This window comes from Boseongicola sp. (genome assembly GCF_057460485.1).
Genome location: NZ_JBVCWP010000006.1, coordinates 1 through 14299 on the forward strand (window position 1 = coordinate 1; position 14299 = coordinate 14299).

13 protein-coding genes are annotated in these 14299 nt (G+C 55.3%); 4 read left to right on the plus strand and 9 right to left on the minus strand.

Going from position 1 to position 14299, the window contains the following annotated elements:
* Positions 1–240: 240 nt before the first annotated feature.
* Together AC221Y_RS02080 and AC221Y_RS02085 are read left to right on the plus strand one after the other, a co-directional pair.
* The gene (locus AC221Y_RS02080; protein WP_299752699.1) at positions 241–1710 is read left to right on the plus strand and encodes an MATE family efflux transporter; all 1470 of its coding nucleotides are present in this window, start codon (positions 241–243) and stop codon (positions 1708–1710) included.
* Between the two features lie 3 nt (positions 1711–1713).
* Positions 1714–2709 (plus strand): nuclear transport factor 2 family protein, encoded by a 996-nt coding sequence (locus AC221Y_RS02085; protein WP_299752702.1) that lies wholly within the window; start codon positions 1714–1716, stop codon positions 2707–2709.
* Positions 2710–2901: 192 nt separating this feature from the next.
* On the opposite strand, the gene AC221Y_RS02090 is transcribed toward AC221Y_RS02085, so the two are convergent.
* From AC221Y_RS02090 to dctP, 9 genes are all read right to left on the minus strand, one after another.
* The gene (locus AC221Y_RS02090; protein WP_299752705.1) at positions 2902–3750 is read right to left on the minus strand and encodes a class I SAM-dependent methyltransferase; all 849 of its coding nucleotides are present in this window, start codon (positions 3748–3750) and stop codon (positions 2902–2904) included.
* Between the two features lie 252 nt (positions 3751–4002).
* Positions 4003–4332, minus strand: a complete 330-nt coding sequence (locus AC221Y_RS02095) for a DapH/DapD/GlmU-related protein (RefSeq protein WP_299752708.1) — start codon at positions 4330–4332, stop codon at positions 4003–4005.
* A gap of 607 nt (positions 4333–4939) precedes the next feature.
* A complete protein-coding gene (locus tag AC221Y_RS02100) occupies positions 4940–6256 on the minus strand; it encodes an NAD(P)/FAD-dependent oxidoreductase (RefSeq protein ID WP_486706707.1) in 1317 nt (438 codons plus the stop codon).
* Between the two features lie 10 nt (positions 6257–6266).
* Positions 6267–7043, minus strand: coding sequence for an SDR family NAD(P)-dependent oxidoreductase (locus AC221Y_RS02105; RefSeq protein ID WP_299755126.1), 777 nt, complete (start codon positions 7041–7043; stop codon positions 6267–6269).
* Between the two features lie 33 nt (positions 7044–7076).
* Entirely contained in the window at positions 7077–8162 is a 1086-nt protein-coding gene (locus AC221Y_RS02110; RefSeq protein WP_299755128.1) for a D-TA family PLP-dependent enzyme, read from the minus strand.
* Positions 8155–9294, minus strand: a complete 1140-nt coding sequence (locus AC221Y_RS02115; protein ID WP_299755130.1) for a mandelate racemase/muconate lactonizing enzyme family protein — start codon at positions 9292–9294, stop codon at positions 8155–8157. Before AC221Y_RS02115 ends, AC221Y_RS02110 begins: the two co-directional genes overlap by 8 nt.
* 18 nt (positions 9295–9312) lie before the next feature.
* Complete coding sequence (locus AC221Y_RS02120) at positions 9313–10605, minus strand: TRAP transporter large permease (RefSeq protein WP_299755132.1); 1293 nt, start codon at positions 10603–10605, stop codon at positions 9313–9315.
* Between the two features lies 1 nt (position 10606).
* Positions 10607–11221, minus strand: coding sequence for a TRAP transporter small permease (locus tag AC221Y_RS02125; protein ID WP_299755135.1), 615 nt, complete (start codon positions 11219–11221; stop codon positions 10607–10609).
* Between the two features lie 50 nt (positions 11222–11271).
* Entirely contained in the window at positions 11272–12270 is a 999-nt protein-coding gene (dctP, locus tag AC221Y_RS02130) for a TRAP transporter substrate-binding protein DctP (protein ID WP_486706708.1), read from the minus strand.
* A 151-nt stretch (positions 12271–12421) separates the two neighbouring features.
* On the opposite strand from dctP, the gene AC221Y_RS02135 reads away from it, so the two are divergent.
* Positions 12422–13459 (plus strand): GlxA family transcriptional regulator, encoded by a 1038-nt coding sequence (locus tag AC221Y_RS02135; RefSeq protein ID WP_299755138.1) that lies wholly within the window; start codon positions 12422–12424, stop codon positions 13457–13459.
* Positions 13460–13942: 483 nt separating this feature from the next.
* Positions 13943–14197 carry a hypothetical protein gene (locus tag AC221Y_RS02140; RefSeq protein ID WP_486706709.1) on the plus strand — a complete coding sequence of 85 codons (255 nt, stop codon included), beginning with the start codon at positions 13943–13945 and terminating at the stop codon, positions 14195–14197.
* Positions 14198–14299: the final 102 nt, after the last annotated feature.

Here is a 14299-nt window from a genome sequence, read left to right on the forward strand (position 1 = left end):
AAATCCTTGTTCTGCGAAACATCAACCACAAGCGCCCCTATCGCGGAGCGATTTAGTGCATGAGCCCAAAGCGGACGATTCAGATTGAAGAGGGGGCGACCTACCGCCGGTGGACTATGCACCCGCGAACTTCTGACGAAGAAGTGCACAACTTGTGGTCTGATCTAGTGACAATGTCAGGGAACTCCTCAGGCTATTCTTGTGGGAATTGGGTATTCCGCCCGCAAGAGGTCACGCAAAATGTCAGAACCTTTGGCCCGCTCCTATGCAGGACATATCATTGCCACGCTCAAACTAGGTTTGCCTCTGGTCGGCGGGCATATTGCGCAATTCGCCATCACTCTGACTGATGCAATGATGATCGGCTGGTACGACATCACGGCGCTGGCCGGCATGATCCTGGGAGCGACGCTTTTCTTACTGATCTTTCTTGTCGGTTCGGGCTTTGCGTCTGCCGCAATGCCGATGTCTGCCGAGGCGAATGCTGCCGGAGCCGAGATAGGCGTTCGGCGCGCAACGGTCTCCTCCTTCTGGCTTTCAATTGGGTTTGCTGCGCTCACTCTCCCTTTGATGCTTTTTTCCGGCGACCTCTTCCGCACCCTAGGCCAAGAACCGGGCAACGCTGACTTGGCGCAGGTCTATTTGCGGATTGCTGCTTGGGGCATGTTTCCCGCGCTCATTGTGATGGTGTTGCGGACCTATCTTTCTGCCATGGAGACGACGCAGGTCATCTTCTGGACTACGCTTCTCATGGCCTTCGTGAACGCCGGCCTGAACTGGGTTCTCATTTTTGGGAACCTCGGCGCACCCGAGCTCGGTGTCGAAGGTGCAGCAATCGCTTCGGTAATCACGCACTCTATCTCGATCCCGTTTCTGGTCGTCTACGCATCACGCAAGTTCCGTAGTCATCGCATCATCTCTGGCCTGCGCGAATTCGATGTACCGACGAGCCGGAGGGTATTTTCGTTGGGGCTTCCTATCGGGCTCACATCGCTTGCCGAAATGGGCATGTTCAGCGTTGGCACCTTGATGATGGGCCTGGTGGGCACATTGTCGCTGTCTGCCCACGCCATCGCTCAGCTGATCTCAGCAACGACGTTCATGATCCATCTCGGCGTCAGTCAAGCTGCGACCGTTCGGGTCGGCAAAGCATTGGGTAATAATGATGCCGAAGGAATGCGCGACGGTGCCATTGCCGCAATGATTATCGCTTACATATGGGTCGGCTTAACGGTATTCGTTCTCGTTGTTTATCCTGACCCTCTGATCTCTCTTTTCGTGGACGCAGCGGAACCCGCCCGCGATCAGGTCATCGCGGTCGCAACCATGTTTCTGCTTGTGGCTGCTGCATTTCAGTTTGCCGACGCCAGCCAATTGATGGGCCTCAGTCTCCTTCGTGGCCTGCAGGATACAAGGATTCCCATGATACTTGCGGTGATAAGCTACTGGGTAGTAGGGGTCCCGGCCTCGTATTTTCTCGCCTTCAAAGTCGAATTGGGCGGCACAGGCATCTGGTGGGGACAAGTTGCGGCTCTGTCTGTCGCCGCGCTTCTTCTTCAGGCGCGGTTCTGGTGGGTCATGCTGCCCCTTCAAGCAAAGGTGTCCAATGTCGCGACCATCGACCCGGACACAACCGCGGCGGCAAGTCCGCGCGCCGCCGAGCTTGGCCCCACACAGGGCTTTGGGATAGCTTCTAGCCAGGGGGGCTAGATCATGAACCTACAAGCGCTTGGCCAAGAGCGAGACATCGCTGAGATACACGACGTCATTGACGAGGAGACGGCCGCGTTTATGGCCCGAGATTTTGAACGCTGGTCCGCATGCTTTGTGCACGGCCCGCGCACCCGCGAAGTCTCCTATGGTGCCGACCGAGGCGTTCTTATCCACAAGGGTTGGGATGAGGTCGCTGCGGCGATGCAGAAAATTATGGCCGACAATCCGGAACCGGAAGACAAAGATCTGGGACACAATGAAATTGAGGTTTCGGTCAATGGCGATCTTGCATGGGCGGTTTTTAACTCAAGATGTCACGCTCTTCCCAACGATCCCTACCCATTACATGACTCTGAACAGGTGCGTATCCTCGAGCGTCATTCTGGTCGCTGGCGGATTGTGTATCTAGGGTTCGCCATGCTCCGCCTAAGAATTCAAGCGCGCCCCGTGATACAGGTCGACGAGAATGCGCGCGTCATCTGGGCAACCTCCGAGACGCTTGCGGCGCTGAGCGATTTCGAGGGGCTCACGATTACGCAGGGGCGTTTGCACTCGACAGACAGCCATTTCAATAAGGCACTTACCCGAGCGATTGCGCGAGCAGCGAAGCTCCGTCACATCTTTGACTCGTCCTACAACAAGCAGCCAGGCAATACCTTCCATTTCCCTTGCATCCTCGGTGACGCCGAAGATGGGGGGACCATGCACTGCACTGTGTTCGCGCGGGATGGATCGGTAAATGTAACGTTCAATGATAACGAATTGATAAAGGGAAAGATCAAAGCCGCACAGGAAGTATTCTCGCTGTCACAAGGCCAAGGTCGCCTCGTCGCCGAAATAGCAAGCGGGCGCTGCCTAACCGAAGTCGCGGCTTCTCTCGGGATCAGCATCAATACCGCTCGGACCCATCTGTCGCGGATTTACGAAAAGACCGGCGTCTCCAGTCAACACGCACTGATCCGCCTGCTGATGTCATTGAATTCGCTTCCTGTTTGACTGCAAAATGGTACCGTCCTGAGGCGGGGGCCGTTCCCTGCTGAGTGGCAGGTTTGTCCGGCACAGCAGACCTTGGTTGTGGGTGCAGCGGATGACGGCTCCGAGCCCATAGAGGACTTCGCCATGCGGCGAAAACAACACTGTTCGGAGTCGATAGTGAGCGTCGCTTTGCCGGTCGACTAATCTGGATCATCAGGTTGGCGAGTTTGCCCCGGAAGCCAGCCGGAAGGTCATATCCGCACCGACGCTGCCTTGGTCCGAAAATTGTTCGATGCAGTCGCCAATTTCGCTCCAGGCCACATCGCGTTTTTCGTCGTCCAGATCGGCCAGCACGGCGCGATAGGCACCAAATGCTTCCTTCATCATAGTTAGCGCGTCGCCGACCGAAGCGATGGACAATCGTGCGGTGACCTGCTCGATCCTGGTGTCGATATACCCGGCCGCTCGAAACAAGTTCTCCAGTCTCGCAGGATCTGACAATGCAAACAGCCCAGGTGAGCCCGGCGGCGGCGGTGTCTTCCCGGCATGCTTTAGTGCGATCATCATAGTTTTTGAAAACAGGAGGTTGTCTTGCGGCGAGGCAACCACAAGCACTGCGAAGCGCCCGTTTTCCGCTAAGACGCTTCGCACGGCCGCGAGCGCGTTTTGAGGCGACTGGAACAGCATCAGGCCGAGCCGGCAGGTTGCCGCATCAACGCGCAGTCCGCTTTCGGATAGGCCTTCGGCTGGGCCGTGCAGCGTTTCCACATTGGTCAGCCCCGCGGCGGCGACATTGGAGGCCACGAAAGTTAGCATTTTGGACGCGATGTCGTTTGCAAAAACCCGGCCAGACGGCCCGACACGGCGGGCGGCTTGAATCGTTTGGCTGCCTGCACCACAGGCAAGGTCCAACACTCGCATGCCCGGCTTTATGTTGGCCGCATCCAGCATTTGTTCAGTCGCCTCGGTCGCCGCGCCCATCAATTCGGCTTCCCATCTTGCCCAGCCCGGCGCGGCTGAATCCCAAATACCTTCGTTTTCGTGTTTGCCATTTCCGGCCATCGCACCCATCCTCCCTGAAAGTGATGCCTTAGGTTACACTGCATTTCAGCTCGCTCAAGAGCCCAGCCAGACCAGGTTTTGCGTACAAAGAAGTGATTCCTGCGCGATGTGCAGATGCCGACGATGGTTTGCTTCCAGTAAATCGCGGAATTGCCTGAGGATTCCCGCCCAATACCGGACCTTCGTTCAATCTGCAGCTAACGGCAGGTTCGAGCCCTGTACGGAAGTTTGGTTGTGCCGCAGCATAGGTCGCTACTGCCGGAAACCTTGGTCGTCCACCGAACGAACTTCACGCGCCGGATTTCCCGCCACGATCATCCGCGGAGCAACATCCTTTGTGACGACCGATCCCGCGGCGACAACAGCGCCATCTCCAATTCTCGCTCCGGGTAGAATTATTGCTCCTGCGCCGATCCACGCATAATTGCCGACTGTGATGGACAACGCATAATTAACAACCCTGAACGGCAGCGTGTCGCCCTCCTTTGGCGGCTTATACCGGTCCTCTGGGCGCAACGGGTGGGTGTCAGTAATAAACTGGACGTTGGGCCCAACCGCAACAAAATCCCCGAGTGTGATCATCTTTGCATCAAGAAACGTGGCGCCAAAGTTTACGAAGGTCCAGGTCCCAATCTTGACGTGTCGGCCATACAGAAAGGTGAAAGAACCAATACGGGACCGCTTCCCTGAGCAAACAATCCTTTTGCGGCCTCGATACGCCTTTCAGATTTTGGAGTTTTTCAACAAAATAGGCGCATAGCAGAAGTGTCAAAATCTTGCTGCGTGCGCTCGCAGTGCAAAAACCTGCGGCGTCACCGCGAAATCGCTACTACAACGCAGAGAGGAATACGGCCATTTCGGCAGTAGAGTAGCAAATTTGAAACGATGGATTCACACGACGCGGACTTTCCAAACTTTTGCTGTAGGCATGCAAATGTCAGGTTCGAGCGTGTCGCGGCGAGATGACATCCAGGCTGCACCCGAATGCCGGTGATCTATTTGGTCTTTGGTAAATTGGCGATCAGGCAAAAGGCATTGGCCCAGCCGATATCAAAATATTGCTGCCAAGCGGAAATTGAACGATCGAGGCCTCTGCCTGATTGAGAACTGAAAGCATCGGGTTTCGCCGTCATTATCTGGTCGGAATTCCCATTTATTTGAGGGACAACGTTACCTCGCAAACATACTTTCAGGCTTCGTGTCGATTGAGCCAACGTTCGCACGCTAGTCGCCCACGTGCGCCAACGTCGAGAAACGGTCTAGGAGGCAAGAGACTTGGCTGACCAAGGCTCTGGATGTCGGCGATCAAAGGATTGTCGACACCACAGGCAAGGTCAGCGGCAAGAATTCCGCTAAATGTGCCTTTTGCCACACCCATTGCGTTCTGACATACAGCGGACCACACATTCGGAGCCAGTTGCCCGAAACCCGGAGCGCTGTTTTTCGACAGGCAAACAAAACCGCTCCATGTATGCTCCATGTCCACATCGGGCAGCATGGGAAACCGTTGATCAAACAACGCCTTGTGGCGGCGCTTTACAGCGGCGATTTCAGAGGCCGAGACGCGTTGGTTCGGACAATAATTCAGACCATGGCGAATGATGATCCGGTGATCATTGGTGTAACGCATGGTGATGCCGACAAAGGCATTGGCCGGGGTCATGCCCCACGGCTTTTCAACGCCGTATGTCTTCTGTTCATCCTCTGTCAATTTGCGCGTCATGCTGCAATGGGCAACCAGGTGAAGCAACCGGTTGCGGTAGTAGCCAAATTTCTGTGAAAACCCGTTGGTTGCCATGATCAGTTTCGCGCTGCGCAGAGACCCAAGCGCCGTCTTGAAATGAACTCCATTTTCGAAGGTGGCTTCTTGGACCGGCGAATTTTCATACAGCGTCACATTGCATGGCAGCGTGTCTGCCAGCCCCCGCGTCAATGCCGATGGATTGAGCAGCGCCCCGCCCGGTGTGTAGATTGCTGCTGTGAAATGCTCAGAGCCGATTACTTGGGCAATATCGGGCTTTTCAACCCATTCAAAGGGCTCGCCGAGTGCCTCCAGTTCTTTGGCGAAGGGTACCAATACCTGCTTCAAGCCGCGCGGCGACACGGCGGCATGATACTTGCCATCACGGGACCAATCGCAATCGATATCGTTTATTTTTATGGCTTCATCAAGATCACCAACCGCCATTTTGGCCAAACGCATGAACCGATGTGACCCGTCCAGTTCATCAAGTGACGCCCCCACGTTGTGTGGCAGATCAACCGCAAATCCGGAATTACGCCCGGACGCGTTCTCTCCAGCGGCGCCAGCCTCGATTACAGCGATGTGTTGATCCGGGCAGTTCTTTGCCAGACGCCGGGCCGCAGCAAGACCTGCAAAGCCAGCACCAAGAACGACCCAATCAGCCGTCAGGTCACCAACCAGCGCAGGCTTTGGGGTACGGGGTGCAAGGATTGCGCTCCAGCCATTGGTTTTGTCGTCGAGGGGGAGTCGTTTGATCCGCATAGCCGCGCTCTCAACTTTTGTCGCGGTGCATAACCCCGGCTGCCAAAAAGCCCCCGTCAACGCCGAGCACATGGCCAGTGACATAGCCTGCCTGCTCACTTGCCAGAAATACAGCTGTGAACGCTGTTTCATCCGGGCTGCCGTATCTGTCCATTGGAATTCCGGCCCGGTAAACGCGGCGCGTTTCGTCGGAATGCATTTTCGCCACCAATTCGGTTTCAATTGCACCCGGGGCCAGCGCATTGGCTGTAATGCCATGTCGGGCCAGTTCAACCGCCATCACTTTGGTCAGCCCAACGACGCCCGCCTTGGCCGCGCCATAAGCTGCCCGCCCGGTGCCGCCGCGCAGCCCGGCGGTGGACGACAGCGTCACAATGCGCCCGTAGCCTTGCGGAACCATCTTTTTCGCCGCCGCCTGAGCGCAATAGAACGTGCCTGACAGATCAATGTCGATCAGGCGTTGCCATTCTTCGGGTGTGGTTTCAAGAAAACTGCGTTCAATCCCGACGCCCGCACTATGCACCAGAATATCCAGCCGCCCAAACCGGTCCATGACCGCATCAGCTATCGCATTGGCACTTTCCGGGTTGGCGGCATCAAGCGTCAGCGCTGTGGCGCGATCCGCGCCCAAATCTTTTACAACCGCCTCGGCCCCTTCGGTGTTGCGATCAGCGATGGCAACTCTGGCCCCCAGCCCGATCAGTTGTGTGGCCACCGCACGGCCAATCCCACTCGCCCCGCCGGTCACCAGCGCCACCCTGCCGGTGAAATCCAGCTGTGCGGACATTTGACCGTTCATCATTCGATACCTCTGTTCAGATCAAACCAGCATGCCACGTGCGGCGACCGGGATCACTTCAGCGATCTCGCCGCCACGAACCGCCACCAACTGATCCACCATGTTCACGGCAACGCAGACGTGATTTGGGATCACACGCACGATATCGCCAACCACCGGCTTGTTGTTGCATCTCGAAAGGTCGAGAAATCCATGCTCTTCTGCGAATTTGTGGATGCGCGCCTCAGGATGCTCCATGATCAAACCGAAGCCTTCCAGACCGCCGGTGTCGGACGTCAAAGTCTTGGAGCCTGCGTCCAGAATGCCCCTCTCTTCGCCGCCGCGACTGACAACGCTGGTAAACACCTGAAGCGCGCAATCGCCCAGGGTTGCAAACTTCGCTTCAATCATCATGCGATCGTTGAAAATGCAGGTGCCTGCGCGATGTTCGGTAGCGCCTTTCAGCTTTCCGATATTGGCGAAATTGGGGGTTCCACCGGTGGAGATAATCTTGTGTTTGAGGCTCAGAGACGCAAGTCCGGCGGTCATCTCATCCAGAAACACCTGTGTCTGCGGCCAGCTATCAAGTGCTGGATAAAACAACAGCCCTGCAAAGTTCAGCCATGGGTTATCACGGATGATTTGGGCCAGCGCAAGCGCTTCGCGCGGTGTCTCAACACCGGCACGTTTTTGCCCGGTGTCGCATTCGATCATTACATCCAATGGGCGTTCAGCCCGTTGCGCGGCCTCAGAATAGGCGCTAAGCGAAACTGGATTATCGGCGCAAACCTTCAGGGCGACACGCCGCTGCAATGCCGCTAGCCTACCAGAGCGTGCAGCCCCCAACAGGTTGGTTGCGATCACAATATCCGTGATGCCGGCATTCGCCATCACCTCGGCCTCACCCAGTTTTTGGCAGGTGATCCCCTGCGCGCCTGCCGCGATCTGCATCTTTGCCAGAATGGGTGATTTATGGGTCTTGATATGCGGGCGATTGGCAACCCCTGCCGCGTCACACAGCTGCTGGGCGCGGGCGATATTGCGCTCGACCACATCCAGATCAATCACAGGGCACGGCGTGCCGAAACTCTCGATAACGGCGGTCTTAAGCGCAGCCAATTCACCCATTTTTCTCAACCTCTTTGATATGTCCTTCGGCGGCGCGGGCCAAGGCATCTGCATCCAGTTCGATCCCCAGACCCGGTCCCCGCAGAATGGGCAGACGTCCCTCTTGCAACCGCAGGTCAGGAGATTTCACGATGTCCCATTCCAGCAAGTGGTTCATATATTGATTGCCGTCATCCAGATTGGGCAGGGTTGCGCCCACTTGGTTGGCCGCCGTTGTTGTTATTCCGGTCTCGTAAAGACCGTGAAGGCAAATATCTATGCCAGCAGCTTCTGCGATATGGGCCACTTTGCGAAACCGTGCGATGCCGCCGGTTTCATGCAGGCCAAGTGTAATCATGTCAGCCGCCTTTTCGCGGCAAACATCATAGGCATCCTGCGGGGTGAAAACCAGTTGATCGGCAGCAATTGCAATCGGGCTGCGGTCGCGGACCTGCGCAAGGGCCGCGATTGATTCCGCGTTAGTTGGCTGTTCCACCATATCGATATCGAACTCGGACATTTTGCGCAGCATCCGTGCGGCCCGCACCGGGGACCAGCTTTCGTTCGGATCCATGCGCAGGCGTTTGTCGGGGCCGACCGCTGCGCGCACCAGTCGCGCAATCTCCAGATCCAATGCATCGCCGCGCCCTACCTTGAAATAAATCACATCACAGCCCGCGGCTGCCATCTCGCGCGCCTCATCGGCGACCTCTTGGGCTGTGGCGCCCTGAGGGAAGCCGAAATAGTGGATCTCGTCGCGCACCGCCCCGCCAAGAAGCTCGTGCACCGCGCGCCCAGTGGCCTTGCCCATCACATCCCAAAGCGCCATCTCCAGACCCGCCAAAACCTGGCCCGAATAGCGCGGTGCACTACAGGTGCCGAGTGCCTGAAAAAGGGCATGATAACATTCGCCCATTAGGCGCGTGTTCTCAAACGGGCTGCGGCCGATACATATATCCCCGGCAACGTTCAGATAGGCCTCAATCGCCGGTGCTGACGGAGTTGCGACGCATTCGCCAATGCCTACAAGCCCATCGTCAGTGTGAACCTCTACCAGCACCACACCCGCACCCCGAATAATCCCTTTGGCCCAATGATAAGGTTTCTTGTAAGGCACCAGCAAAGGCGTGGTCGTGATCCGTGTGATTTTCAATGTTCGTTTCCAAAAGTGTTAATTGCCAAGCAGCAAGTCAGGCAAGAAGAGCGCGATCTCAGGGATGAAGGTGGTCAGAAGAAGTGTCGGTAACCAGGCGAATATAATGAAAATCATCGTCGGTCCGATGAGGTCGCGCACCGGTACATTGGTGACCTGCGCCCCGAGATAGAGCAGCGGGGCCGTGGGCGGCGTGATATTCCCCATCCCCAGATTGACCCCCAGGACAGCTGCAAAATGAATCGGGTCCATGCCTGCGTTCTCAGCAATGGGCAGCAGCAGCGATGCACTCAGAATGATGCCGCTGATATCGTCCATCAGCATGCCGATCAAAAGCATGACCAGATTGATCATAAGGATAACAACAATCGGGTTGTCCGAAATCGAATAGATCAAGTCTTCGGCGAGACCTGGTATGTCTTCAAAAATCAGGAACCTGCTGGTGATCAACACCATGAAGATCATCACCATAACCACGCCAATGGTGGTCGCCGAATCCTTCAGGCTTTCGTAGAACGTGTGTAGCGTAAGGCCGCGGTAAAAGAAGAACCCGATCGGGATGGCATAGATCACAGCAACGCCAGCGGCCTCAGTCGGCGTCATGATGCCGCCATAGATCCCACCCAAAATGATAAAGGGCATGAATAGCGCAGGCAGTGCCGTCCAGGTTTTTTTGCTAAGCTGAAAGAAAAACCGCTGTGGGATCTCACTGATCTGAATGCTGGTGTTTTTACGCAGGACCACGAAATTTACGATGATCAGCATCACAGTCAGGATCAGGCCGGGAACAACCGTTGCCAGGAAACACTTGAGCACTGACAACTGGCCCACCCACGCATAGAGCAACTGCGCGCCGCTGGGGGGTATCAGCAGGCCAAGTGGGCTGGCGCTGATGACGAGGGCGGCGGAAAAACCATCGGGATACTTTGCCTTGCGCAGATGCGGCATAATTATCCCGCCAATGCAGGTAAGTGTCGCAGCACCACTGCCGGAAATTGCACCAAACATGGCGCTGGCGACGACGGCGGCAGCACTTAAGCCTCCTCTGAGATGACCGAACATAAGCTCTGCAATCTCGACAATTGGATTGGCGATCTTGCCACGCTGCATGATGTCACCGGCCATAATGAACAGCGGAATGGCCAAAAGGATCACCGAATTCATCTTCCAGTGCCCGGTGGCGAGAAACCCAGAAACATCATAGCCCGCTGTGTAGGCCAGCAGGATCAGAACCCCGCCAAAGGCCAAAGGTACGGACACACCAATTGCCAGCAGGACGCAGATCAGTAGGATTGCAATTGCGATTACCATGTCATGTATTCCCCGCGTCGATGTTTACTTGTTTCGTCGCGTCGCGGGTCTCTGCATATCGGTCCGGCCCGACCTTCAACATCAGATAGATGGCCAAGGCGCTGTAGAAGGCCATGAAAAAGAATCCCACAAAGATAGCCACTCGGGGAATGAAAAAGGGGATTTTAAGGGCGATCGTTGTCTTCCAGCGTGGATAGTCTGCGATCTCGTTCGCCAGCATCAGATACGCCCAATATAGCACGACCAGCGTGATGCCGAGTTCAATGACAGTGATCGCGATTTTGCGGAGCCACAAAACAGTGTGGTTCTCGGTGATGGCATCCAAAAGATCTGCGTTGATCTGTTTGTCATGGTAAGTGCCAAGCGCACTGCCCAGGAAATAAATCCAGAAACAAATCGGCAGCAGCCACTCTTCATAGGCAAACAGATCGCGTTCCAGAATATATCTGAAGAACACAACGCCAAAGAATGTGATCGGTAGAAGGGGCAGCGATACGACGACCAAAACTGTCTTTATCCGGATCATCAGCCGGACAAGGCCGCGCAGCCCAGGCGGAAGGGCGTCTTCAAACAAGATCATTGGATTTCTGGCCCCCAGATAAAGGGGAATGCCCACTCGTTCGTCAGAGCATTCCCCAATCGTATCATTTTAGCGGGATGAGCAGCTTACTCGGCAATTAGTTCATCCATGATATCCTGGCCGATGATACCAGCCAATTCCGGCCATACATTTTCCTTGATATGGGCGACCATTGCGGCCCGTTCTTCGGGTGTATAATCCAGAATCTCGTAACCGGATTCGACCATCTGATCCATGAAACCCTGACTGCGCTCCCAGGCTTTATCGATTGCGGAGCTAGCAGCTTTTTCGGCAGCCGCCTTAACAACGCCGCGCTGTTCGTCGTTCATCTTGTCCCAGGTCTTCTGACTGGCATAGAGCGACGACGCTTCGATAAACGTATTTACCGGGATGTAATATTTCCCGATATCGGCAACCGCAAAGGTCGTGTAGGCCCATTCCGGGGTGCAACAGATCGCGCCGTCAATCACACCGGATTGCAGCGCCGGAAGCACCTCGGCCCAATTCATCGTCGTTGACCGGTATCCAATGCTTTCGACAGTTTTCTTAGCAATATCCGAACTCCAGACACGGATATTCACGCCCTTGTCGCCAAACCCGGCATGATCGGTCGGCTTTTCACTTGCAACAATGCCGATTAGGCCTTCACCAACAAGACCGAGGGAAACCAGCCCGTGATCGGCCATGATCCCTGAAAGGATTGTATTGAGCTTTGATTCGGGATTGCCATAGACGGCTTTGAGTTCATCAAACGTGGTCACCATTGCAGGCAGGTTCAGGACCTCTAGGCGCGGGTCTGTCTGGGCGTAGACAAAAGCCTGCACCATATCGACGTTGCCGCGAATGGCATCTTCAATCAGTTCCTCGCCGGACCCCAATTGCGATGCAGGGAAATACTTGGCCGTCAGCCCGACATCGGCGGCCTCTATTTCCTTGACCATGTTCTCCATGATCTCAGTGCCAAAGTGCTTTGCTGGCCAAGTGCCCGCGATGCTGAGTTTGATGTCTTCAGCAAAGGCGGCTGTCGAAAGCGATAAAGCCAGCGCCAAGCTCAGAAATGGCTTTCCAATTTGTTGTATTTTCATTGATGCAAATCTCCTCTGTCATTTGTCGGGCCATCCGGCGCGATCTTTTTGTTACCTCGCAAGGTTGACTCTGAATCGCGCTATTGTCTTGTATGTATCAGACATTCAAAAGAACATATCAGACTCATTGAAAGCGCGTGATGTGACCAACATGCAAAACATCTTCCCACCACCGCCGCCCGCGCCGACGATAGAACCTGATCTGCGCGTTTCATTTATTCTGGCGCCCCGCTTCACCCTTGTGTCGTTTGCGGGCTTCATTGACTGCCTTCGCCACGCCGCAGACGAGGCCGATTTTGGCAGGCAGATCTATTGCCAGTGGGCCGTCGCCGCGCCAAATCTGGAGCCAATCGAAGCCAGTTGCGGTATATCCATCACGCCCAACGCATCCTTTAGCGAGGCCACGGACGTGGATTATCTGATTGTGGTCGGCGGCCAGTTGCCATGGAGCCTGGATTTGCCTGATGAAACGTTTGACTATCTGCGCGCTGCGCATGCAAACGGCACCAAGATCATTAGCCTGTGTACAGGGAGTTTCATCCTCGGGCGTGCAGGTCTGTTGCGTGGCAAAAGTTGCGTTATTCACGTTGAACATCGCGCCCAGTTTCAGCGCCTCTTTCCTGATACCCGGACACAGTCAGATCTGATCTATCTCGATGACAACGGGATAATTACTTGCCCCGGTGGCACCTCGGCGATTGATCTCGCCTTTAACCTGATCGAAAATCATTGCGGCAAGGCTCGCGCCATCAAAGCCCTGACATCCTTGCTGGTTGATCGCCAACGAACGTCGCATCACATGCCGCAGCGGCCGTTTGGGTATCTTACATCCTGCGGGAACTGGCGGGTTGAACAAGCGGTCACCCTGATGGAAAGGAACTTTTCGAACCCCTACAGCGTCGCAGGTCTGGCTGAGCGATTGAACACGTCTGAACGTGAACTCAACAGAGCTTTCAAAAAACATGCCCACGAGCCTCCCTCAGCGATCTGCCGAAGCATGCGTCTGACGCACGGCCATTGGTTGTTGATCAACACCACGCGAACGATCACGCAAATTTCGCTGGAATGCGGATTTTCAGACGGAGCTCATTTCAGTCGCTGGTTCAGAAAAACATACGGTGAACCGCCCAACCTTTTCAGAGCCCGACGCCAGCGTGTTGATGAGCCAATGTCTAGTCTACAGGCATAACTTTCCCCTAGGGGCTGGCGAGTGCCAATTGAGGTCAAATGGTGTTTTTGCGGCTCGACAACATATGAGTATCTGTCGCACGCCCGCCGGTTACGCAAAGAAGCTGGTTCATGGATCGACCATCAAGTTTCCAGTACATCGCGCCACGAAGCAATGTGGGTAACTATTGAAGCCCTACACTTTTGATTGCATGAGCGGCGGTCAAGAAGACCGCATAGAACTTCTGGGGCAGACCTCGATTGAGACCTATTGGATAAGGCAACATTGCTGGGCGTGGGCAACGTATCCAAGATTTCTTGCTAAACGGTCGGTCCGGGTCAAAGCGGCCAGAATTGAAATGTAGAATATGCACGCGTCACCATTGTCGCTATGCGCTGAAATCAGATGCTACCTTTCCAAAGCCGTACGGTGCTCCCCGTCCTGCCTTTTGGTGTCAGTCTCAGCAAAATTGTAGCTTGATATCTGTCGGGATCACCTGGTTGAATGGCCGGACTCAGGCATCTTCTTGCGTTGCAAAGCATCTTTTTCCGCATCCGCGAACAAGTTTCGGAGATTTCTGCACGTGCATTCGTTGCACCTGCACAAGTCCGGTTTGTCCGGAGGCCGTGCGAAAGCTATCAAGGGCTTTTACAAATGCCAAAAATTGCCAGATTCAGGCGCTCTCCAGTCGAGCTGAACCATCAATTTAGCAATCCCGAAAACGAGCGGCGCGAAATCATGAAGAATCCCGAGTTTTAACACAGCCTCTCGGCAGAGCGGACATTGATGAAGGGCGCGGCGGATGGCTGCTCAGAGCCCAATGCACAAGCGCAGAATTTTTGCTGTGAGCGCACGCAGCGC

Bases quoted from the DNA above. Each gene is read 5' to 3' on its own strand.
- AC221Y_RS02080 (WP_299752699.1), top strand. From the start codon at position 241: ATGTCAGAACCTTTGGCCCGCTCCTATGCAGGACATATCATTGCCACG.
- AC221Y_RS02085 (WP_299752702.1), top strand. From the start codon at position 1,714: ATGAACCTACAAGCGCTTGGCCAAGAGCGAGACATCGCTGAGATACAC.
- AC221Y_RS02090 (WP_299752705.1), bottom strand. From the start codon at position 3,750: ATGGCCGGAAATGGCAAACACGAAAACGAAGGTATTTGGGATTCAGCC.
- AC221Y_RS02095 (WP_299752708.1), bottom strand. From the start codon at position 4,332: ATGATCACACTCGGGGATTTTGTTGCGGTTGGGCCCAACGTCCAGTTT.
- AC221Y_RS02100 (WP_486706707.1), bottom strand. From the start codon at position 6,256: ATGCGGATCAAACGACTCCCCCTCGACGACAAAACCAATGGCTGGAGC.
- AC221Y_RS02105 (WP_299755126.1), bottom strand. From the start codon at position 7,043: ATGTCCGCACAGCTGGATTTCACCGGCAGGGTGGCGCTGGTGACCGGC.
- AC221Y_RS02110 (WP_299755128.1), bottom strand. From the start codon at position 8,162: ATGGGTGAATTGGCTGCGCTTAAGACCGCCGTTATCGAGAGTTTCGGC.
- AC221Y_RS02120 (WP_299755132.1), bottom strand. From the start codon at position 10,605: ATGGTAATCGCAATTGCAATCCTACTGATCTGCGTCCTGCTGGCAATT.
- dctP (WP_486706708.1), bottom strand. From the start codon at position 12,270: ATGAAAATACAACAAATTGGAAAGCCATTTCTGAGCTTGGCGCTGGCT.
- AC221Y_RS02135 (WP_299755138.1), top strand. From the start codon at position 12,422: ATGCAAAACATCTTCCCACCACCGCCGCCCGCGCCGACGATAGAACCT.
- AC221Y_RS02140 (WP_486706709.1), top strand. From the start codon at position 13,943: ATGGCCGGACTCAGGCATCTTCTTGCGTTGCAAAGCATCTTTTTCCGC.